Annotated in this window: 23 protein-coding genes and 3 tRNA genes; all 26 read left to right on the top strand. The window is 69.6% G+C overall.

The annotated features are described in order from the left end of the window. Nucleotide 1 precedes the first annotated feature (1 nt). Nucleotides 2–1,063: an FAD-dependent oxidoreductase gene (locus H537_RS0106895; RefSeq protein ID WP_028997312.1), complete on the top strand. Its 1,062-nt coding sequence runs from the start codon at nt 2–4 to the stop codon at nt 1,061–1,063. Then, on the top strand, nt 1,060–1,275 hold the full coding sequence (gene thiS, locus H537_RS0106890; protein ID WP_043458342.1) for a sulfur carrier protein ThiS: 216 nt from the start codon (nt 1,060–1,062) through the stop codon (nt 1,273–1,275). The genes H537_RS0106895 and thiS overlap by 4 nt, the downstream gene beginning before the upstream one ends. A gap of 31 nt (nt 1,276–1,306) precedes the next feature. After that, nucleotides 1,307–2,134, top strand: coding sequence for a thiazole synthase (locus H537_RS0106885; protein WP_051242068.1), 828 nt, complete (start codon nt 1,307–1,309; stop codon nt 2,132–2,134). Next, a complete protein-coding gene (locus tag H537_RS41615) occupies nt 2,131–3,720 on the top strand; it encodes a bifunctional hydroxymethylpyrimidine kinase/phosphomethylpyrimidine kinase (RefSeq protein WP_084150493.1) in 1,590 nt (529 codons plus the stop codon). Before H537_RS0106885 ends, H537_RS41615 begins: the two co-directional genes overlap by 4 nt. Nucleotides 3,721–3,821: 101 nt before the next feature. Beyond that, the gene (locus H537_RS0106875) at nt 3,822–4,244 is read left to right on the top strand and encodes a DUF2382 domain-containing protein (RefSeq protein ID WP_084150492.1); all 423 of its coding nucleotides are present in this window, start codon (nt 3,822–3,824) and stop codon (nt 4,242–4,244) included. Between the two features lie 67 nt (nt 4,245–4,311). Continuing rightward, on the top strand, nt 4,312–5,730 hold the full coding sequence (locus H537_RS55415; protein ID WP_051242064.1) for a YsnF/AvaK domain-containing protein: 1,419 nt from the start codon (nt 4,312–4,314) through the stop codon (nt 5,728–5,730). 186 nt (nt 5,731–5,916) lie between these two features. Beyond that, the gene (locus H537_RS0106865; RefSeq protein WP_028997308.1) at nt 5,917–6,591 is read left to right on the top strand and encodes a phosphoglycolate phosphatase; all 675 of its coding nucleotides are present in this window, start codon (nt 5,917–5,919) and stop codon (nt 6,589–6,591) included. 287 nt (nt 6,592–6,878) lie between these two features. After that, nucleotides 6,879–8,354 carry an anthranilate synthase component I gene (trpE, locus tag H537_RS0106860; protein WP_028997307.1) on the top strand — a complete coding sequence of 492 codons (1,476 nt, stop codon included), beginning with the start codon at nt 6,879–6,881 and terminating at the stop codon, nt 8,352–8,354. Between the two features lie 11 nt (nt 8,355–8,365). Further along, nucleotides 8,366–8,959 (top strand): anthranilate synthase component II, encoded by a 594-nt coding sequence (locus H537_RS0106855; protein ID WP_028997306.1) that lies wholly within the window; start codon nt 8,366–8,368, stop codon nt 8,957–8,959. Then, the gene (ltaE, locus tag H537_RS0106850; RefSeq protein WP_051242062.1) at nt 8,956–10,023 is read left to right on the top strand and encodes a low-specificity L-threonine aldolase; all 1,068 of its coding nucleotides are present in this window, start codon (nt 8,956–8,958) and stop codon (nt 10,021–10,023) included. Before H537_RS0106855 ends, ltaE begins: the two co-directional genes overlap by 4 nt. 23 nt (nt 10,024–10,046) lie before the next feature. Continuing rightward, nucleotides 10,047–11,087, top strand: coding sequence for an anthranilate phosphoribosyltransferase (gene trpD, locus H537_RS0106845; RefSeq protein ID WP_028997304.1), 1,041 nt, complete (start codon nt 10,047–10,049; stop codon nt 11,085–11,087). Beyond that, nucleotides 11,084–11,872 carry an indole-3-glycerol phosphate synthase TrpC gene (trpC, locus tag H537_RS0106840; protein ID WP_028997303.1) on the top strand — a complete coding sequence of 263 codons (789 nt, stop codon included), beginning with the start codon at nt 11,084–11,086 and terminating at the stop codon, nt 11,870–11,872. Before trpD ends, trpC begins: the two co-directional genes overlap by 4 nt. 150 nt (nt 11,873–12,022) lie before the next feature. After that, nucleotides 12,023–12,748 (top strand): uracil-DNA glycosylase, encoded by a 726-nt coding sequence (locus H537_RS0106835; protein ID WP_051242060.1) that lies wholly within the window; start codon nt 12,023–12,025, stop codon nt 12,746–12,748. Nucleotides 12,749–12,972: 224 nt separating this feature from the next. Next, a tRNA-Tyr gene (locus H537_RS0106830) sits at nt 12,973–13,058 on the top strand. 113 nt (nt 13,059–13,171) lie between these two features. Next, nucleotides 13,172–13,245, top strand: a tRNA-Gly gene (locus H537_RS0106825). 60 nt (nt 13,246–13,305) lie between these two features. After that, nucleotides 13,306–13,380, top strand: a tRNA-Thr gene (locus H537_RS0106820). Between the two features lie 39 nt (nt 13,381–13,419). Further along, complete coding sequence (gene tuf, locus H537_RS0106815) at nt 13,420–14,610, top strand: elongation factor Tu (RefSeq protein ID WP_028997301.1); 1,191 nt, start codon at nt 13,420–13,422, stop codon at nt 14,608–14,610. Nucleotides 14,611–14,701: 91 nt separating this feature from the next. Beyond that, a complete protein-coding gene (gene rpsJ, locus H537_RS0106810) occupies nt 14,702–15,013 on the top strand; it encodes a 30S ribosomal protein S10 (protein ID WP_019561663.1) in 312 nt (103 codons plus the stop codon). 210 nt (nt 15,014–15,223) lie between these two features. Then, nucleotides 15,224–15,895 (top strand): 50S ribosomal protein L3, encoded by a 672-nt coding sequence (gene rplC / locus H537_RS0106805; protein WP_028997300.1) that lies wholly within the window; start codon nt 15,224–15,226, stop codon nt 15,893–15,895. Next, nucleotides 15,895–16,515, top strand: a complete 621-nt coding sequence (rplD, locus tag H537_RS0106800) for a 50S ribosomal protein L4 (protein WP_028997299.1) — start codon at nt 15,895–15,897, stop codon at nt 16,513–16,515. The genes rplC and rplD overlap by 1 nt, the downstream gene beginning before the upstream one ends. Continuing rightward, nucleotides 16,512–16,826, top strand: a complete 315-nt coding sequence (gene rplW / locus H537_RS0106795; RefSeq protein WP_028997298.1) for a 50S ribosomal protein L23 — start codon at nt 16,512–16,514, stop codon at nt 16,824–16,826. The genes rplD and rplW overlap by 4 nt, the downstream gene beginning before the upstream one ends. After that, complete coding sequence (rplB, locus tag H537_RS0106790) at nt 16,826–17,650, top strand: 50S ribosomal protein L2 (RefSeq protein ID WP_028997297.1); 825 nt, start codon at nt 16,826–16,828, stop codon at nt 17,648–17,650. The genes rplW and rplB overlap by 1 nt, the downstream gene beginning before the upstream one ends. 15 nt (nt 17,651–17,665) lie before the next feature. Next, entirely contained in the window at nt 17,666–17,941 is a 276-nt protein-coding gene (gene rpsS / locus H537_RS0106785; RefSeq protein ID WP_028997296.1) for a 30S ribosomal protein S19, read from the top strand. A gap of 12 nt (nt 17,942–17,953) precedes the next feature. Continuing rightward, the gene (gene rplV, locus H537_RS0106780) at nt 17,954–18,283 is read left to right on the top strand and encodes a 50S ribosomal protein L22 (RefSeq protein WP_028997295.1); all 330 of its coding nucleotides are present in this window, start codon (nt 17,954–17,956) and stop codon (nt 18,281–18,283) included. 16 nt (nt 18,284–18,299) lie between these two features. Continuing rightward, nucleotides 18,300–19,121, top strand: coding sequence for a 30S ribosomal protein S3 (gene rpsC / locus H537_RS0106775; protein ID WP_028997294.1), 822 nt, complete (start codon nt 18,300–18,302; stop codon nt 19,119–19,121). 12 nt (nt 19,122–19,133) lie between these two features. Next, entirely contained in the window at nt 19,134–19,550 is a 417-nt protein-coding gene (gene rplP, locus H537_RS0106770; protein WP_028997293.1) for a 50S ribosomal protein L16, read from the top strand. Nucleotides 19,551–19,558: the final 8 nt, after the last annotated feature.

The raw sequence follows: 19,558 nt of genomic DNA, 5'->3' as shown, positions 1-19,558 counted from the left end.
CATGGCGGCCCTTTCCATCGGCATCGCCGGGGCGGGGCTGCTGGGCCGGCTGCTGGCATGGCGGCTGGCCCGGGGCGGCCATCGCGTCACAGTGTTCGATCCGGCTGCGGGGGCCGCGCCGTCCTTCGACGGCACGGGCGCGGCCGGCTTCACCGCCGCGGGCATGCTCAGCCCGCTGGCCGAGCTGGACAACGCCACGCCGGCGCTGGCCGCGCAGGGCTGGCGAGCCATCGGGCTGTGGCAGGCCGTCGTGCAGGCACTGGATGCGCCCGCACTCATGCGCCGCCGCGGCAGCCTGATGCTGGCGCACCGCGGCGACCTGGGCGCGGCGCAGCGCGTGCTGGCGCGGCTGGAGACGGCGCCGGCGGGCTTTCCCACGCCGCAGGCGCTGGTGCCCGCCGCGCTCGCGGAGCTGGAGCCCGCGCTGCAGGCAGCCAACGCCTGGCTGCTGCCCGAGGAAGGGCAGATCGACACCGTCGCCACGCTGGAGCAGCTGCACCGCCAGGCCCGTGGCGCGGACTGGCGCTGGGGCGCGCGCGTGGCGGACGTGTCGCCGGGGCGCCTCACGCTGGAAGGCGGCGAGGCGCTGGCCTTCGACCTCGCCATCGACGTGCGCGGCGCGGGCGCGCGTCCGGCGCTGCCGGTGCGCGGCGTGCGCGGGGAAACCGTGTGGCTGCGCCTGGCCGGGCACGGCCTCACGCGGCCGGTGCGGCTGCTGCATCCGCGCCATCGCGTCTACCTGGTGCCGCGCTCGGGCGATCTGCTGATCCTGGGCGCCAGCGAGGTGGAGAGCGAGGACCGCTCGCCCGTGTCGCTCAAGAGCGCGGTGGAGCTGATGAGCGCCGCGCACAGCGTGATGCCGGCGCTGGCGGAGGCGCGCATCGAGCGGCTGGACCGCAACCTGCGCCCGGCGCTGCCCGACAACGAGCCGCGCACCGAGCTGGGCGAGGGGCTGCTGCGCCTCAACGGCCTGTTCCGCCACGGCTGGCTGCTGGCGCCCGCGCTGGTGGAGGAGGCGCTGGCGCGTGCGGCGCTGGTGCCGCCGCTGGAGGCCGCGGCATGAGTGAAACGGTGCAGACCATCGAGATCCAGCTCGACGGCGTGTCCTGCCAGGTGGCGCCCTGCACCCTGGCCGAGCTGGTGCAGCGTCTGGGCCATGCCAGCGAAGGCGTGGGCACGGCGCTCAACGGCCGCTTCGTGCCGCGCGGGCAACGCGACCGGGCGCTGCAGCCCGGCGACGCGGTGCTGCTGTTCAAACCCATCGTCGGCGGCTGAAGGCCGTCCGACCTTTCTCCCAGGAGTCGTCATGCATTCCCACGACGCCACCACCGTCCCCGGCCTCGACGATCCGCTGCGCATCGGCGATGCCGTGCTGGGCAGCCGCTTCTTCCTGGGCAGCGCGGGCTATCCCTCGCCGCAGATGCTGCACGACGCGCTGCGCGCCGCGCAGACGCAGGTGGTGACGGTGGGCCTCAAGCGCACGCTGCACGCTGCCGGCGACAACGGCTTCATCCACCTGCTGCAGGAGGCCCTGCGCGCCAACGGCGCGCGGCTGCTGCCCAACACCGCCGGCTGCCGCAGCGCGCGCGAGGCGGTGCAGCTCTCGCACATGGCGCGCGAGCTCTACGGCACGCCGTGGGTCAAGCTGGAGGTCACGGGCGACGACCACACGCTGCAGCCCGATCCCTTCGAGCTGCTGTCGGCCGCCACCGAGCTGGTCAAGGAAGGTTTTACTGTTTTCCCCTACTGCACTGACGACCTGGTGCTGTGCCGGCGCCTGCTCGATGCCGGTTGTGCCGTACTCATGCCCTGGGGCTCGCCCATCGGCTCGGGGCAGGGGCTGCTCAACCCCTTCGCGCTGCGCACGCTGCGCGAGCGGCTGCCCGATGCGGTGCTGATCGTCGATGCCGGCCTGGGCGCGCCCTCGCACGCGGCGCAGGCGCTGGAGCTGGGCTTCGATGCCGTGCTGCTGAACTCGGCCGTGGCGCAGGCGCGCGACCCGGTGCGCATGGCCGCCGCCTTCCGCGACGCGGTGCGCGCCGGGCGCAACGCCTGGTGCGCGGGCGTGATGGCCAAGCAGGACTTCGCCGTGCCCAGCACGCCCGTGGGCAGCGAGCCGGTGCTGCTGGGATGAGCGCGATGTTGCCCATCGTCTGGAGCATCGCCGGCACCGACAGCGGCGGTGGCGCGGGCCTGTCCGCCGACCAGCGCATGGCCGACGCTTTCGAGGTGCACTTGTGCCCGGTGGTGGCGGCCGTCACGGCGCAGAGCTCGACGGCGGTCACGCGCGTGGAGCCGCTGGCGCCGGAGCTGATCGAGGCGCAATTGCTAGCGCTGGAGCACGACATGCCGCCGCAGGCCCTCAAGACCGGCCTGCTCGGCGGTGTGGCGCAGGTCGAGCTGGTGGCGCGCTGGGTGGACCGGCTGCGCGCGCGCGGCCCGCTGGCGCTGGTGGTGGACCCGGTGCTGGGTGCCAGCACCGGCGCCGGCTTCGCGGACGAGGCCACGCTGCGCGCCTACCAGGCGCTGCTGCTGCCACGCGCCACGGTGGTCACGCCCAACCGGCGCGAGGCCGCGGCGCTGCTGGGCGAGGCGCCGGCCGGCGGTGACGCCGCGTGCGCCGCGCCTGCGCTGGCGCGCGCGCTGCAGGCGCGGCGCGGCGCGCGCAGCGTGTGCATCACCGGCGGGGACAGCGCGCAGGACGGGGCGCTGGCCCTGGACTGGATCGCCACGCCGCAGGCCGAGGGCTGGCTGGCGCTGCCGCGCCAGGCCACGCCGCACACGCACGGCACGGGCTGCAGCTTCGCCACCGCGCTGGCCTGCGCGCTGGCGCTGGGCTTCGTGCCGGCCGACGCCGCGGTGCTGGCCAAGATGGCCACGGCGCAGGCACTGCGCCACGGCGGCGCGGCGGGGCAGGGCGCGGGGCCGGTGTGCGCGCGGGCAGGCTTCGGCCTGGAGCCGGCGCTGCTGCCGCGCATGAGCTGGGGCGAGGCGCCGGCGTTCGGCGTCGGGGAAGCCTCCTCCGGTGCCGCGGCGGCGCGTCCGCTGGACCTCTACGCCATCGTGGACAGCGCCGCGCGCGTGCGCCAGGCGCTGGCGGCGGACGTGCGCACGCTGCAGCTGCGCATCAAGACGCCGGCCGTGCCCGATGCCGCCTGGCACGCCGCGCTGGCCGAGGAGATCCGCGCCGGCGTCGCGGCCTGCCGCGCGGCGGGAGCCGAGCTGTTCGTCAACGACCACTGGCGGCTGGCGCTGGAGCTGGGCGCCGAGGCCGTGCATTTGGGGCAGGAAGACCTGATGGCGCTGGGCGACGCGGGCCGCCGGGCGCTGCGGGACAGCGGTCTGAAGCTGGGCATCAGCACGCACAGCCTGTGGGAGCTGTGCCGCGCGGCGACGCTGCGCCCGCGCTACCTGGCCTGCGGCCCGGTGTGGCCTACCCTGACCAAGGCGATGCCCTGGCGTCCGCAGGGGCTGGACAACCTTGCGTGGTGGTGTGCCATGGCGCCGGCGCCGGTGGTGGCCATCGGCGGGCTGCTGGAAGCGGCGCAGTTCGAGCAGGCTGCGCGCTGCGGGGCCGACGGCGTGTGCGCCGTGCGCGTGCTGGGCGAGGAGCCGGCGCGCACGGTGCCGGCGCTGCAGCGGGCGCTCAGCCAAGGGCGCGCCGCGGCGGCGCTGCCGGTGCCGGCCCTGCCGCATCCCAGCCTCGAACGCGAGGACTGACCAACCGGCCGGGTGTCCATCCCCCGGCCGTCTCCAAGCCGGCCTGGAACATCCCCTGGGCACAGGGCTTGCCAGATCAGGGTTCCCAAGCTGGTGATGTGATGAGCCCTCAAAACCCTGCCTCTCCCGACCCCGATCTCCCGGTGACCTTGCCGGTGGTGAGGGAAGAACTGCACGTGAACACGCGGACCGAGGAGGTCGGCGCATTGCGCGTGCGGGTGCTGACCGAGGAACACAGCGAAACGCTGGAGCACTCGCTGGAGCAGGAGAGCGTGGTGGTGGAGCGGGTGCCCGTGGGTGTGGCGGTGGCGCAGACGCGCGAGCCGTGGACCGAGGGCGAGGTGCTGGTGGTGCCGGTCTACGAAGAGGTGATCGAGCGCCGTCTGGTGCTCAAGGAGGAGATCCGCCTGCACCGTCAGCGCTTCACTGCGTCGCACACCGAACAGGTGCCGCTGCGGCGGCAACGTGCGGTAGTGGAGCGGCGCCAGGCCGATGGTTCCTGGACCGAGGTCGACAACGCCTGAGGCCCATCGCAACCCAGCTGCAACTGCCTGCGGGCACGTCCCGCCTGCAAACCCAAGGAGTCCGGAAATGAGACAGACCGTCGTTGGCGTATTCGATTCTGATGCCGAGGCTCAGCGCGCAGCGCAGGCCCTGGCCAGCACGGGTATCGACCCGGCCTGCGTGCATGTCACGCATTCCGACGACACCACGCTGGGCAGCACCGCGGCCACCGACACGACCACCACGCACGCCGAGACCGGCGTGATGGGTCGCGTGCGCAACTTCTTCGCCGACCTGTTCGGGCCGGATGACGACCGCGAGGTCGGCCACTACGCCGAGGCCGTGCGCCGCGGCGCGGCGGTGGTGAAGGTGGACGTGGACGACGACACGCGCCTGGACGAGGTGCGCGACACGCTGCAGAACGCCGGCGCGGTGGACATCGACGAGCGCGTCGAGTCCTGGCGCTCCGAGGGCTGGAGCGATGACGCCCTGTCCACGCCCAGCACCGCAGCGGCCGCCACCAACACCACGCTGGACCGCGACCGCACCACGCTGGGCGAGTCGCTGGGCAACGAGGCCACGGCCCGCGTGCGCGCCACGGGCGACACCGAGGGCGTGATCCCGGTGGTGCGCGAGGAGCTGCAGGTCGGCAAGCGCGCGGTGAGTACCGGCGGCGTGCGCGTGTACTCGCGCACCATCGAGACGCCGGTGAGCGAGACCGTGCAGCTGCGCGAGGAGCATGCGCAGGTCGAGCGCCGCCCGGTGGACCGTCCGGCCACCGCCGCCGACCTGGCGGACCTGAAGGACCGCACCATCGAAGTCCGCGAGACCGCCGAGCAGGCCGTGGTCGCCAAGACCGCGCGCGTGGTGGAAGAGGTGCGCGTGGGCAAGACCGTGGAGCAGCGCACCGAGCAGATCAGCGACACGGTGCGCAGCACCGAGGTCGAGGTCGAGAAGCTGGCGGGCAGCCGCACCGGGGCCTTTGACAGCGACTACTACCGCAACGACTGGCAGACCAACTACGCCAGCCAGGGCGGCACCTATGACGACTACGAGCCGGCCTACCGCTACGGAAGCACGCTGCGCAGCGATGCGCGTTACGCGGACCGCGACTGGGACGCCATCGAGGCCGATGCACGCCGCGACTGGGACACCCGCAACCCCGGCGGCACCTGGGAGCGCATGAAGGGCGCCGTGCGCCGCGGCTGGGAGCGCACGAAGGACGCCGTGACGCCGGACTCGATGCAGCGCGGCTCGGCCTATGACGCCGACTACTACCGGAACGACTGGCAGACCAACTACGCCAGCCAGGGCGGGACCTACGACGACTACGAGCCCGCCTACCGCTACGGCCATTCGCTGCGCGACGACGCGCGCTACAGCGGCCGTGACTGGGCTGCCGTCGAACCCGATCTGCGTCGCGACTGGGAAAGCCGCAACCCCGGCGGCACCTGGGACCGCATGAAGGGCGCCGTGCGCCGTGGCTGGGATCGCATGACCCAGTAACGACCGTCCCGCCCCGGGCCGGTGGCCGCCTCGCGGGCGGCCTCGGCCTTCGGCTCTGCCAAGAAGCGAAGCCCGGCCCGTGCCGGGCTTCGTGCTTCTTGCGGGAGCAAAGTCCCGCTTGCGCGGGGTGACGCGAGGCAGCCGCTACATTGCGGGCCCTTGTCGAACGCTGCCGTAGGATCCGCCGTGAATGCTCTTCGTTTGGACGCCGCCATCATCGACCTCGACGGGACGATGGTGGACACGCTGGGCGACTTCGTCGTCGCGCTCAACGCGATGCTGGCCGACCTGGCGCTGCCGGCGGTCGAGCGCCACTTCGTCGAGCAGACGGTGGGCAAGGGCTCGGAGCACCTGATCCGCCGCACGCTGGCGCACGCGGGCGCCGCGCCGGAGCGCTTCGACACCGCCTTCGCGCGCTACCAGCACCACTACCTGGCCATCAACGGCCGGCATTCCGAGCTCTATCCCGGCGTGGTGGAAGGCTTGCGGCAATTGCAGGCGGCGGGGCTGAAGCTGGCCTGCCTGACCAACAAGCCCAACGCCTTCGCGCGGCCGCTGCTGGCGGCCAAGGGCATCGAACAATTCTTCAGCTTCGTCTTCGGCGGCGACGCCTTCGCGGCCAAGAAGCCCGATCCGCTGCCGCTGCTCAAGACCTGCGAGGCGCTGGGCACGGCGCCCGGCCGCACGCTGATGGTGGGCGACTCCAGCAACGACGCCGAGGCCGCGCATGCCGCGGGCTGCCCGCTGGTGCTGGTGAGCTACGGCTACAACCACGGCCAGCCGGTGCGCGAGCTGCGCGCCGAGGCGCACGTGGACCGGCTGGACGCGCTGGACCTGGCGGCGCTGCGGCGTCACCTCTGAGAACAGGCCCGGTTTCAAAGCGTCCCACCCCGGGCCTCGGGCTTGCGCCGCGGGCCTGCTAGACTGGAACGCATCATGTTTTTGGCGCGCAAACTGACGAAGGGGTCGATCGACCGGGGAGCCTGGCCCTGGCGAGGCTGGCCTGCCTGACGTTTGGTTTGCGCCCCGGCCGTCGTGACGACGCGCCTGCGGCGCCTGCCCCAGCCGGCCGCCCCTGAGCGGCCCTGAACCACCGACCTTACGGGCCGCCCGCCTCGGGCGCCCGCCGGGCCTGGAGGGCCCGCACCGTGATCACTGAACTCGAATTCAAGAGCCTGGCCGCCGAAGGCTTCAACCGCATCCCGCTCATCGCGGAAGCTTTCGCCGATCTCGAAACGCCGCTGTCGCTGTACCTGAAGCTCGCCGGCGGACGGCCGAACAGCTTCCTGCTGGAGTCCGTCGTCGGCGGCGAGCGCTTCGGCCGCTATTCCTTCATCGGGCTGCCCGCGCGCACGCTGCTGCGCGCCACGGGACAGAAGACCGAGATCGTCACCGACGGCCAGGTGGTGGAGAGCCACGAGGGCAACCCGCTGGACTTCATCGCCGCCTACCAGCAGCGCTTCAAGCCGGTGCTGCGCCCGGGGCTGCCGCGCTTCTGCGGCGGGCTGGCCGGCTACTTCGGCTATGACGCCGTGCGCTTCATGGAGTCCAAGCTCGCGCGCACGGTGAAGGAGGGCGGCATCGGCACGCCCGACATCCTGCTGCTGCAGACCGAGGAGGTCGCCGTCATCGACAACCTCTCGGGGCGGCTGTACCTCATCGTGTGGGCCGACCCGGCGCAGGCCGAGTCCTATTTCCGTGCCAAGAAGCGCCTGACCGAGCTGACCGACCAGCTGCGCTACAGCGTCAGCGCCCCGGCGGTGCGGCGCGGGCAGTCCTACCCGGTGGAGCGCGAGTTCGCCAAGGCCGACTTCGAGGCCGCGGTGCTGCGCTGCAAGGAGTACATCGCCGCGGGCGACTGCATGCAGGTGGTGCTGGGGCAGCGCCTCAAGAAACGCTACACCGAGAGCCCGCTGAGCCTCTACCGCGCGCTGCGCTCGCTGAATCCCTCGCCCTACATGTACTTCTACGACCTGGGCGAGTTCCAGATCGTCGGTTCCTCGCCGGAGATCCTGGTGCGTCACGAGCACGTGGCCGAGGGCGAGAAGGTCACGATCCGCCCGCTGGCCGGCACGCGTCCGCGCGGCGCCACGCCGGAGAAGGACGCGGCCAACGAGACGGAGCTGCTGGCCGACCCGAAGGAGCGCGCCGAGCACCTGATGCTCATCGACCTGGCGCGCAACGACATCGGCCGCATCGCCCAGACCGGCAGCGTCAAGGTGACGGAAGCCTTCGCGGTGGAGCGCTACTCGCACGTGATGCACATCGTCAGCAACGTCGAAGGGCTCCTGAAGCCCGGCACCAACAACCTCGACGTGCTGCGCGCCACCTTCCCGGCGGGCACGCTCTCCGGCGCGCCCAAGATCCGGGCCATGGAGATCATCGACGAGCTGGAGCCGGTGCAGCGCGGCATCTACGGCGGCGCCTGCGGCTACCTGAGCTTCGCCGGCGACATGGACGTGGCCATCGCCATCCGCACCGGCATCGTCAAGGACCAGGTGCTGTACGTGCAGGCGGCAGCCGGCGTGGTGGCGGACTCGGTGCCCGAGATGGAATGGAAGGAAACCGAGGCCAAGGCGCGGGCCGTGCTGCGCGCCGCCGAGCTTGTTGAAGAAGGCTTCTGAAGGAGACCGCCATGCTGCTGATGATCGACAACTACGACTCCTTCACCTTCAACCTCGTGCAGTACTTCGGCGAGCTGGGCGAGGAGGTGCGCGTGTTCCGCAACGACGAGATCACGCTCGAAGGCATCGCGGAGCTGAAACCCGACCAGCTGGTGCTGTCGCCGGGGCCGTGCTCGCCGGCGGAGGCGGGCATCTGCGTGCCGGCCATCCAGCACTTCACCGGAAAGCTGCCGATCCTGGGCGTGTGCCTGGGGCACCAGAGCATCGGTGCCGCGCTGGGCGGGAAGATCATCCGTGCCAAGGTGCAGATGCACGGCAAGGTGAGCACCATCCACACCGACCAGGCGGGCGTGTACGCCGGGCTGCCGCAGGACTTCGACGTGGTGCGCTACCACTCGCTGGCCATCGAGCGCGAGACCATGCCGCAGGCGCTGATCGTCACCTCGCAGACGGACGACGGCGAGATCATGGGCGTGCGCCATCGCGACCTGGCGGGCACGCGCACGCCGCTGGAGGGTGTGCAATTCCATCCCGAGTCCATCCTCTCCGAGCACGGGCACGCGATGCTGCGCAACTTCATCGAAATGAGCCGGGCTGCAGCATGAGCACCGTGAGCTACGGCAGCGCCGCGGCAGCGGCACCGGTGGGCACGCCGGACGTGGTGGACCTGCGCAGCGACACCGTCACGCGCCCCACCGCCGCCATGCGCGCGGCGATGCTGGCCGCGCCGGTGGGCGACGACGTGTTCGGCGACGACCCCACGGTCAACGCGCTGCAGGCGCGCGTGGCGGCGCTGCTGGGCAAGGAGGACGCGCTCTTCATGGCCAGCGGCACGCAGAGCAACCTGTGCGCGCTGCTGTCGCACTGCGGGCGCGGCGACGAGTACATCGCCGGCAACCTCGCGCACTGCTACCGCTACGAGGGCGGCGGCGGGGCGGTGCTGGGCGGCATCCAGCCGCAGCCGCTGCCGCAGCAGCCGGACGGCACGCTGCGGCTGGAGGACATCGAGGCCGCCATCAAGCCCGATGACGAGCATTTCGCGCGCACGCGGCTGCTGTGCCTGGAGAACACCTGGAACGGCAACGTGCTGCCCGCCGGCTACGTGGAGGCAGCCACGGCGCTGGCGCGCCGGCGCGGGCTGGCGACGCACCTGGACGGGGCGCGGCTCTTCAACGCCGCGGTGGCCTCGGGCGTGGCGCCGGGCGAGATCGCGCGCCACTTCGACTCCGTCTCCGTCTGCTTCAGCAAGGGCCTGGGAGCGCCGGTGGGCTCGATGCTGTGCGGCTCGCGCGAGCTGATCGCCCGCGCTCGTCGCGTGCGCAAGATGGTCGGCGGCGGCATGCGCCAGGTCGGCGTGCTGGCGGCGGCGGTGGACCACGCGCTCACGCACCACGTGCAGCGCCTGGCCGAGGACCACGCGCTGGCGGCGCGCCTGGCGCAGGGGCTGGAAGGCCTGCCGGGCCTGGCGGTCAAGCGCCCGCAGACCAACATCGTCTTCGCGGACGTGGCCGGCGGCCGCGGCGAGGCGCTGCTGGCGCACCTGCGCGCGCGCGGCGTGCTGGCCACGGGGCTGATCGGCCTGCGCTTCGTCACGCACCTGGACGTGGACGCCGCGGGCGTGGAGCGCGCCATCGCCGCCGTGCGCGAGTTCTGCGCACAAGACAACTGACAACGACTGCCTGGAGGCCTGCGATGCCCATCACCAACACCGAAGCCCTGACGCGCGTCATCGAGCACCGCGAGATCTTCCACGACGAGATGCTGGCGCTGATGCGCCGCATCATGAGCGGCGAGATGAGCGCGCCGATGATGGCGGCGCTGCTCATCGGGCTGCGCGTGAAGAAGGAAACCATCGGCGAGATCACCGCGGCGGCGCAGGTGATGCGCGAGTTCTCGACCAAGGTGCCGGTGGCCGACCGCGAGCACCTGGTGGACATCGTGGGCACGGGCGGCGACGGCGCCCACACCTTCAACATCTCCACCTGCTCGATGTTCGTGGCCGCGGCCGCGGGCGCGCGCGTCTCCAAGCACGGCGGGCGCAGCGTCTCCAGCAAGAGCGGCAGCGCCGACGTGCTGGAGGCGCTGGGCGTGCGGCTGGACCTGGCGCCGGCGGAGATCGCGCGCTGCATCGAGCGCACGGGCATCGGCTTCATGTTCGCTCCCAACCACCACCCGGCCATGAAGAACGTGGCGCCGGTGCGCAAGGAGCTGGGCGTGCGCACGATCTTCAACATCCTGGGCCCGCTGACCAACCCGGCCGACGCGCCCAACATCCTGATGGGCGTGTTCCACCCGGACCTGGTCGGCATCCAGGTGCGCGCGCTCCAGCGCCTGGGCGCGAAGCACGCGATGGTGGTCTACGGCCGCGACGGCATGGACGAGGTGTCGCTGGGTGCGGCCACGATGGTGGGCGAGTACCGCGACGGCGGCATCGAGGAGTACGAGATCCATCCGGAGGACTTCGGCCTGTCCATGGCCAGCAACCGCGCGCTGCGCGTGGAGACGCCGCAGCAGTCGCTGGAGATGCTGCGCGGCGTGCTGGACAACCGGCCGGGCGCGGCGCGCGACATCGTGCTGCTCAACAGCGGCGTGGCGCTGTACGCGGCGGACGTGTCGGCCTCGATCGCCGAGGGCATCGAGCGCGCGCGGGAGGCGCTGGCCAGCGGCGCGGCCAAGGCCAAGATGGAGGCCTTCGTGGCGGCCACGCAGCCATCGGCTGGGAGCGCGGCATGAGCGACATCCTGAACAAGATCGTCGCGGTCAAGCACGAGGAAGTCGCGGCGGCGCGGGCCGTGCGCCCGCTGGAGGTGGTGCGCCGCGAGGCGGAGGCCCTGGGCGGCCAGCGCGACTTCGTGGGCGCGCTGCGCGCCAAGGTGGCGGCGGGGCAGGCGGCGGTGATCGCGGAGGTCAAGAAGGCCAGCCCGAGCAAGGGCGTGCTGCGCGAGCGCTTCGTGCCGGCCGAGATCGCCGCCAGCTACGAGCGCCACGGCGCGGCCTGCCTGAGCGTGCTCACCGACGAGCGCTTCTTCCAGGGCCATGCCGACTACCTGCGCCAGGCGCGCGCCGCGTGCGCGCTGCCGGTGCTGCGCAAGGACTTCATGGTCGATGCCTACCAGGTGTTCGACGCGCGGGCGATGGGGGCGGACTGCATCCTGCTGATCGCCGCCTGCCTGGACGACGCGCAGATGGCCGACCTGGAGGCGCAGGCGCAGGCGCTGGGCATGGCGGTGCTGGTGGAGGTGCACGACGGCGAGGAACTGGACCGGGCGCTGAAGCTCAAGACGCCGCTGGTGGGCATCAACAACCGCAACCTGCGCACCTTCGAGGTCAGCCTGGACGCCACGCTGGCGCTGCTGCCGCGCGTGCCGGCGGAGCGGCTGCTGGTGACGGAGTCCGGCATCCTGGCGCCTGCGGACGTGCGCCGCATGCGCGACGCCGACGTGCACGCCTTCCTGGTCGGCGAGGCCTTCATGCGCGCCCCGGACCCGGGCGCGGCGCTGCAGGCGCTGTTCGGCTGATTCCACGCGCCGCCAAGGTGGCCTGATGAGCCTGCCCGGGGCCTCGCAGGAGGTCGCGGGCAGGCTTTCTTCATGGTGCGGCCGATGTGCCGGCGGGGAGATGGCGGCTGGGGCGCGGCGGCGGGTCCGCGCCGGCCCTAGGCTTGCGCCATGGACGACATCGAACAACTCAATCGCCTGCAGCCGCCCCTGGAGGCGCAGCTGCAGGGCATCGATCCCGGCTGGCAGCACGTCGTGGACGGCTGGCTGGACTCGATCACCGGGCAGGCGCTGGTGAGCTTCGTGGACCAGCGGCTGGCGGCCGGGGCGACCGTGTTTCCGGCGCGGCCGCTGCGGGCGCTGGAGCTCACGCCGCTGGCACAGACGCGCGTGGTGCTGCTGGGGCAGGACCCGTATCACGGCGCCGGCCAGGCCGAGGGGCTGGCCTTCTCGGTGCCCGAAGGCGTGACGCCGCCGCCGAGCCTGCGCAACGTCTTCAAGGAGATCCAGCGCGACCTGGGGCTCAAGCCGCCGCGCCACGGCCATCTGGTGGCGTGGGCGCAGCGCGGCGTGCTGCTGCTCAACACCACGCTGACGGTGGAGGAGGGCAAGCCCGCCAGCCATGCCAAGCGCGGCTGGGAGGCGCTCACGGACGCGCTGATCCGCGCTGCGGCGGAGGAGGCGCAGCCCAAGGTCTTCATGCTGTGGGGCGCGCATGCGCAGGCCAAGCGGCCGCTGATCGAGGCGGCAGGGCGAGATCATCTGGTGCTGGTGAGCAACCACCCCTCGCCGCTGGCGGCGACGAAGCCGCCGATTCCCTTCATCGGCAACGGGCACTTCGGGAAGGCGAGCGCCTTCTTGGCCGAGCGGGGGGGGGCGATCGACTGGCAGCTGTGACGGGAACGCTGAGGGCTGGTCCGGATCAGCCTGGTTTGACTGGACTGGAACTGTTTGCCGCGGGCCGCTTGCCAGGGTGAAGCAGGGGCGCGAGCCGGCGTCTGCGGGGGAGGTCCGGCGCAACCGGGGGCTGCGCCGCAGAGCGACTTCTGCGAGTCTCAGAAATTTTTCTTCGAAAGGCTTTGCATTCTTTTTTTACGGTGTTATAGTCTTGGTCTTGCCTCGGAGGGGTGCCCGAGTGGCTAAAGGGGGCAGACTGTAAATCTGTTGGCTTACGCCTACGCTGGTTCGAATCCAGCCTCCTCCACCAAGGCAAACAAATTCGGCCGTGCTGCGACTCGCTGACGCAGTGTGGTCAGGGTCGGTAGCTCTGCTGCAGTCGATGACTTCGGTTGCAGTGGGGGTGCTGATCCAGCTCCCAGAGCGGGAGTAGTTCAATGGTAGAACCCCAGCCTTCCAAGCTGATGACGCGGGTTCGATTCCCGTCTCCCGCTCCAGCGATCACGCTTCGGCAGTGGTGTGGGCTCTGATGAAAAAGAGCCTAGACCTGTGCCGATGCCCATGTGGCTCAGTGGTAGAGCACTCCCTTGGTAAGGGAGAGGTCGCGCGTTCGATCCGCGCCATGGGCACCACCCAACAGTGAACTCGTTTGATCGCCAGGAGAGCTGAGCATGGCAAAAGGTAAGTTCGAGCGGACCAAGCCGCACGTCAACGTGGGCACGATCGGCCACGTGGACCATGGCAAGACGACGCTGACGGCGGCGATCACGACCATTCTGTCGGCCAAGTTCGGCGGCGAGGCCAAGGCATACGACCAGATCGACGCGGCCCCGGAAGAAAAGGCCCGCGGCATCACGATCAACACCGCGCACGTGGAATACGAGACGGCCAACCGTCACTACGCGCACGTGGACTGCCCCGGCCACGCCGACTACGTGAAGAACATGATCACGGGCGCGGCGCAGATGGACGGCGCCATCCTGGTGTGCTCGGCCGCTGACGGCCCGATGCCCCAGACCCGCGAGCACATCCTGCTGGCGCGTCAGGTGGGCGTGCCCTACATCATCGTCTTCCTCAACAAGTGCGACATGGTCGACGACGCCGAGCTGCTGGAGCTCGTCGAGATGGAAGTGCGTGAGCTGCTGAGCAAGTACGACTTCCCCGGCGACGACACCCCCATCGTCAAGGGCTCGGCCAAGCTGGCGCTGGAAGGCGACAAGGGCGAGCTCGGCGAGCAGGCCATCCTGGCGCTGGCCGATGCGCTGGACAGCTACATCCCCACGCCCGAGCGCGCCGTGGACGGCACGTTCCTGATGCCCGTGGAAGACGTGTTCTCGATCTCCGGCCGCGGCACCGTGGTGACCGGTCGCGTCGAGCGCGGTGTGGTCAAGGTTGGCGAGGAAATCGAGATCGTCGGTATCCGTGCCACGCAAAAGACCACCTGCACCGGCGTGGAAATGTTCCGCAAGCTGCTGGACCAGGGTCAAGCCGGCGACAACGTGGGCATCCTGCTGCGCGGCACCAAGCGCGAGGACGTCGAGCGCGGCCAGGTGCTGTGCAAGCCCGGCTCGATCAAGCCGCACACGCACTTCACCGCCGAGGTGTACGTGCTGTCCAAGGATGAAGGCGGCCGCCACACGCCGTTCTTCAACAACTACCGTCCCCAGTTCTACTTCCGTACCACGGACGTGACCGGCGCGGTGGAGCTGCCCAAGGACAAGGAAATGGTGATGCCGGGCGACAACGTCTCCATCACCGTCAAGCTGATCGCCCCGATCGCCATGGAAGAAGGTCTGCGCTTCGCCATCCGCGAAGGCGGCCGTACCGTCGGCGCCGGCGTCGTGGCCAAGATCATCGAGTAAGTCGTTGCGTGACGGCCTGGGTCGGCGACGGCCCGGGTTGCGCCTTCAACACCGCGGCCCGCGGGCCGCATCGCTCTTTCAAGGAAACGTCATGCAAAAGCAGAAGATCCGCATCCGCCTCAAGGCCTTCGACTACAAGCTGATCGACCAGTCGGCCCTCGAGATCGTGGACACGGCCAAGCGCACCGGCGCCATCGTCAAGGGTCCCGTGCCCCTGCCCACGCGCATGCAGCGCTTCGACATCCTGCGTTCGCCGCACGTCAACAAGACCTCGCGCGACCAGTTCGAGATCCGTACCCACCAGCGTCTGATGGACATCGTCGATCCGACCGACAAGACGGTGGACGCGCTGATGAAGCTGGACCTGCCCGCGGGCGTGGACGTCGAGATCAAGCTGCAGTGATCTTGCTCTGAGCGATTGGGGCTGGCGTAGGGTTTTCCACGTCTGCTACAATCGCCGGCTTTGCACAAGGGCGCCCTTCGTGGGCGCCTTTTGTACAGGCCGGCGGTCTTCCACGGAGTTTTCGTGGGGGTCGTCGGTCATGTCACTCCCGGCCAATCGTTGTCGGGTGTCTGAAACAAAGGCCTCGCCATGCGGGGCTGGAGAAGAACCATGAGTCTGAGCAATCGCCTCGGATTGCTGGGCCGCAAGGTGGGCATGATGCGCATCTTCACGGACGACGGCGACGCCGTGCCCGTGACGGTGCTGGACGTGTCCAACAACCGCGTCACCCAGATCAAGACCGAAGAGACCGACGGCTACAGCGCCATTCAAGTGGCGTTCGGTACGCGCAAGGCTTCGCGCGTGACCAAGCCCGAGGCGGGCCATCTGGCCAAGGCTGGCGTCGAGCCGGCTGAAGTCCTCAAGGAATTCCGCGTCAGCGCTGATGTGGCCTCGCAGTACCAGCCGGGCGCCGCGGTGCCGGTGACGCTGTTCGCCGCGGGCCAACTGGTGGACGTGCAGGGCACGTCGATCGGTAAGGGCTTTACCGGCACCATCAAGCGCCACAACTTCGGTTCGCAGCGCGCGTCGCACGGTAACAGCCGTTCGCACAACGTGCCTGGCTCGATCTCGATGGCGCAGGATCCGGGTCGCGTGTTCCCGGGCAAGAAGATGTCCGGCCACATGGGCGACGAGACCGTCACCACCCAGAACCTGGACGTCGTGCGCGTGGACGAGGCTCGCTCGCTGCTGCTGGTGCGCGGTGCCGTCCCCGGGTCGAAGAACGGCCACGTGGTCGTGCGTCCCGCCGTCAAGGTCAAGGTCAAGAAAGGGGCCCAGTAATGCAGCTCGAGCTCCTGAACGAGCAGGGTCAGGCCACCGCCAAGGTTGACGCCCCCGACACCGTTTTCGCTCGCGACTACAACGAAGCGCTGGTGCACCAGATCGTCGTGGCCTACCAGGCCAACGCCCGTCAAGGCACCCGCAAGCAGCTCACGCGCGCCGAAGTTCACCACTCGACCAAGAAGCCGTTCCGCCAGAAGGGCACCGGTCGCGCTCGTGCCGGTATGACCTCCTCGCCGCTGTGGCGCGGAGGCGGTCGGATCTTCCCGAACACGCCGGACGAGAACTTCAGCCAGAAGGTCAACAAGAAGATGTATCGCGCCGGCATGGCCGCCATCTTCTCGCAGCTTGCCCGTGAAGGCCGTCTGGCCGTGGTCGAGTCGCTGGCCGTTGAAGCCCCCAAGACCAAGCTGCTGGCCCAGAAGCTCAAGGCCATGGGCCTGGATTCCGTGCTCGTGATCGCCGACCAGATCGACGACAACCTGGCACTGGCCTCGCGCAACTTGGCCAACGTGCTCGTGGTCGAGCCGCGTTACGCCGACCCGCTGTCGCTGGTCTTCTACAAGAAGGTGCTGGTGACCAAGGGCGCGATCGAGCAACTCAAGGAGATGTTCGCATGAGCACCCCCAAGTTCGACGAGGGCCGTCTGGCCCAGGTGCTGGTGGCGCCCATCGTGTCCGAGAAGGCCACGAGCGTCTCCGAGAAGCACAACCAGGTCCTGTTCAAGGTCCTGCGCAACGCCACCAAGCCCGAGATCAAGGCCGCTGTTGAACTGATGTTCAAGGTCGAGGTCGAGTCGGTGCAGACCGTGAACCAGAAGGGCAAGGTCAAGCGCTTCGGTCGCTCCATCGGCCGCCGCGACCACGTCAAGAAGGCGTACGTGTCGCTCAAGGAAGGCCAGGAGCTCAACTTCGGTGGGGAGGCCGCGTAATGGCTGTCGTCAAGATCAAACCGACTTCGCCGGGCCGCCGCGCCCAGGTGAAGGTGGTGCACAAGCATCTGCACAAGGGCGCTCCTGAAGCCTCGCTGCTGGAGCCCCAGAAGCAGAACGCCGGCCGCAACAACAACGGCCACATCACGATGCGCCACAAGGGTGGTGGTCACAAGCACCACTACCGCGTGGTGGACTTCAAGCGCACCAAGGACGGTATCCCCGCCAAGGTCGAGCGCATCGAGTACGACCCCAACCGCACGGCCCACATCGCTCTGGTGTGCTATGCCGACGGCGAGCGTCGCTACATCATCGCGCCGCGCGGCCTGGAAGCTGGTGCCACCGTGATCAGCGGCTCTGAAGCCCCGATCAAGGCCGGCAACACGCTGCCCATCCGCAACATCCCCGTGGGTTCGACCATCCATTGCGTCGAAATGCTGCCGGGCAAGGGTGCGCAAATCGCCCGCTCGGCCGGTACCTCGGTGACGCTGATGGCTCGCGAAGGAACCTACGCCCAGGTGCGACTGCGCTCGGGTGAAGTGCGCCGCGTTCACATTGAGTGCCGCGCCACGATCGGTGAGGTCAGCAACGAAGAGCACAGCCTGCGCCAGTACGGCAAGGCCGGTGCGATCCGCTGGAAGGGCATCCGTCCGACGGTTCGTGGCGTGGCCATGAACCCGGTGGACCACCCGCACGGCGGCGGCGAAGGCCGTACCGGCGAGGGCCAGGTGCCGGTGTCGCCGTGGAACACGCTGACCAAGGGCTACCGCACCCGCAACAACAAGCGCACGCAGACGTTCATCGTCTCGCGTCGCAAGAAGTAAGAAGGGCAGCACCAGATGGCACGCTCTCTGAAAAAGGGTCCTTTCGTGGACCACCACCTGTTGGCCAAGGTCGAGAAGGCCGTGGCGATCAAGGACAAGAAGCCGATCAAGACCTGGTCGCGTCGCTCGACGATCCTGCCCGAGTTCATCGGCCTGACGATCGCCGTGCACAACGGCAAGCAGCACGTGCCCGTGTACGTGTCCGACCAGATGGTCGGCCACAAGCTGGGCGAGTTCGCGCTGACCCGGACCTTCAAGGGTCACCCGGCCGACAAGAAGGCCAAGCGCTAAAGGATGACGACCATGGAAACCCGTGCAATCGTTCGCGGCGTCCGCCTGTCGGCCGACAAGGGCCGCCTGGTGGCCGATCTGGTCCGCGGCAAGAAGGTGGACCAGGCGCTCAACATCCTGACGTTCACGCAGAAGAAGGCCGCCGGCATCATCAAGAAGGCCCTGGAGTCCGCGATCGCCAACGCCGAGCACAACGACGGCGCCGACATCGACGAACTGAAGGTCACCTCGATCTACGTCGAGCAGGCTGCCACGCTCAAGCGTTTTTCCGCGCGCGCCAAGGGCCGCGGCAACCGCATCAGCAAGCCCACCTGCCACATCTTCGTGACGGTCGGCAACTGAGGCGCTGAGGAAGACTATGGGACAGAAAATCCATCCGACCGGCTTCCGCCTGCCCGTCACCCGTGCGTGGGCGTCGCGTTGGTACGCGTCGAACACCAACTTCGCCGGCATGCTGGCTGAAGACCTGCAGGTGCGCGACTACCTGCGCCAGCGCCTGAAGAACGCTGCCGTGTCGCGCGTCCTGATCGAGCGCCCCGCCAAGAACGCCCGCATCACCATCTTCTCGGCACGTCCGGGCGTGGTGATCGGCAAGAAGGGCGAGGACATCGAGAACCTGAAGGCCGAACTGACCAAGCGTCTGGGCGTGCCGGTGGCGGTGAACATCGAAGAGGTGCGCAAGCCCGAAGTCGATGCGCAGCTGATCGCCGACTCGATCACTCAGCAGCTGGAAAAGCGCATCATGTTCCGCCGCGCCATGAAGCGCGCGATGCAGAACGCCATGCGCCTGGGCGCCCAGGGCATCAAGATCATGAGCGCCGGTCGTCTGAACGGCATCGAGATCGCCCGTACCGAGTGGTACCGCGAAGGCCGTGTGCCCCTGCACACCCTCAAGGCCGACATCGACTACGGCTTCTCGGAAGCCCGCACGACCTACGGCGTCATCGGCGTCAAGGTCTGGGTGTACCGCGGTGATCGTCTGGCCAGCGGCGAAGCCCCTGGCATCGTGAGCCCCGCCGGTGAAGAAGAGCGTCGTCCGCGTCGCAATGCGCGTCCGGGTCCGGGCGGCCGTGGTCGTCCCGATGGCCGTGACAGCCGTGGTCCGCGTGCCGATGGTGGCGGCGACAAGCCTGCCGGCGGCGCGCCGCAGCGCGTGCGCAAGGCGCCCACGGGTGCCTAAGGAGAACTAGCAATGCTGCAACCCTCTCGTCGCAAGTTCCGCAAGGAACAGAAGGGCCGCAACACCGGCATCGCCACGCGCGGCGCCAATGTGTCGTTCGGTGAATTTGGCCTGAAGGCCACCGAGCGCGGCCGTATCACCGCCCGCCAGATCGAAGCTGCGCGTCGTGCCATCTCGCGTCACATCAAGCGCGGCGGCCGCATCTTCATCCGCATCTTCCCGGACAAGCCGATCTCGCAAAAGCCTGCCGAAGTCCGTATGGGTAACGGCAAGGGCAACCCCGAGTACTACGTGGCCGAGATCCAGCCGGGCAAGGTGCTCTACGAAATCAACGGCGTGCCTGAGCAGCTCGCTCGCGAAGCGTTCACGCTGGCCGCTGCCAAGCTGCCTCTGCGCTGCACGTTCGTGGCGCGCCAGGTCGGCGCCTGAGATCGGAG

Source organism: Azohydromonas australica DSM 1124, from assembly GCF_000430725.1.
Lineage (GTDB): Bacteria > Pseudomonadota > Gammaproteobacteria > Burkholderiales > Burkholderiaceae_C > Azohydromonas > Azohydromonas australica.
This window is presented reverse-complemented; position numbering and strand designations above follow the sequence as displayed.

What these genes read in the sequence shown, in the direction of transcription:
- H537_RS0106895 (WP_028997312.1), top strand. Translation starts at nt 2, where the DNA reads ATGGCGGCCCTTTCCATCGGCATCGCCGGGGCGGGGCTGCTGGGCCGG.
- thiS (WP_043458342.1), top strand. Translation starts at nt 1,060, where the DNA reads ATGAGTGAAACGGTGCAGACCATCGAGATCCAGCTCGACGGCGTGTCC.
- H537_RS0106885 (WP_051242068.1), top strand. Translation starts at nt 1,307, where the DNA reads ATGCATTCCCACGACGCCACCACCGTCCCCGGCCTCGACGATCCGCTG.
- H537_RS41615 (WP_084150493.1), top strand. Translation starts at nt 2,131, where the DNA reads ATGAGCGCGATGTTGCCCATCGTCTGGAGCATCGCCGGCACCGACAGC.
- H537_RS0106875 (WP_084150492.1), top strand. Translation starts at nt 3,822, where the DNA reads ATGAGCCCTCAAAACCCTGCCTCTCCCGACCCCGATCTCCCGGTGACC.
- H537_RS55415 (WP_051242064.1), top strand. Translation starts at nt 4,312, where the DNA reads ATGAGACAGACCGTCGTTGGCGTATTCGATTCTGATGCCGAGGCTCAG.
- H537_RS0106855 (WP_028997306.1), top strand. Translation starts at nt 8,366, where the DNA reads ATGCTGCTGATGATCGACAACTACGACTCCTTCACCTTCAACCTCGTG.
- ltaE (WP_051242062.1), top strand. Translation starts at nt 8,956, where the DNA reads ATGAGCACCGTGAGCTACGGCAGCGCCGCGGCAGCGGCACCGGTGGGC.
- trpD (WP_028997304.1), top strand. Translation starts at nt 10,047, where the DNA reads ATGCCCATCACCAACACCGAAGCCCTGACGCGCGTCATCGAGCACCGC.
- trpC (WP_028997303.1), top strand. Translation starts at nt 11,084, where the DNA reads ATGAGCGACATCCTGAACAAGATCGTCGCGGTCAAGCACGAGGAAGTC.
- H537_RS0106835 (WP_051242060.1), top strand. Translation starts at nt 12,023, where the DNA reads ATGGACGACATCGAACAACTCAATCGCCTGCAGCCGCCCCTGGAGGCG.
- tuf (WP_028997301.1), top strand. Translation starts at nt 13,420, where the DNA reads ATGGCAAAAGGTAAGTTCGAGCGGACCAAGCCGCACGTCAACGTGGGC.
- rpsJ (WP_019561663.1), top strand. Translation starts at nt 14,702, where the DNA reads ATGCAAAAGCAGAAGATCCGCATCCGCCTCAAGGCCTTCGACTACAAG.
- rplC (WP_028997300.1), top strand. Translation starts at nt 15,224, where the DNA reads ATGAGTCTGAGCAATCGCCTCGGATTGCTGGGCCGCAAGGTGGGCATG.
- rplD (WP_028997299.1), top strand. Translation starts at nt 15,895, where the DNA reads ATGCAGCTCGAGCTCCTGAACGAGCAGGGTCAGGCCACCGCCAAGGTT.
- rplW (WP_028997298.1), top strand. Translation starts at nt 16,512, where the DNA reads ATGAGCACCCCCAAGTTCGACGAGGGCCGTCTGGCCCAGGTGCTGGTG.
- rplB (WP_028997297.1), top strand. Translation starts at nt 16,826, where the DNA reads ATGGCTGTCGTCAAGATCAAACCGACTTCGCCGGGCCGCCGCGCCCAG.
- rpsS (WP_028997296.1), top strand. Translation starts at nt 17,666, where the DNA reads ATGGCACGCTCTCTGAAAAAGGGTCCTTTCGTGGACCACCACCTGTTG.
- rplV (WP_028997295.1), top strand. Translation starts at nt 17,954, where the DNA reads ATGGAAACCCGTGCAATCGTTCGCGGCGTCCGCCTGTCGGCCGACAAG.
- rpsC (WP_028997294.1), top strand. Translation starts at nt 18,300, where the DNA reads ATGGGACAGAAAATCCATCCGACCGGCTTCCGCCTGCCCGTCACCCGT.
- rplP (WP_028997293.1), top strand. Translation starts at nt 19,134, where the DNA reads ATGCTGCAACCCTCTCGTCGCAAGTTCCGCAAGGAACAGAAGGGCCGC.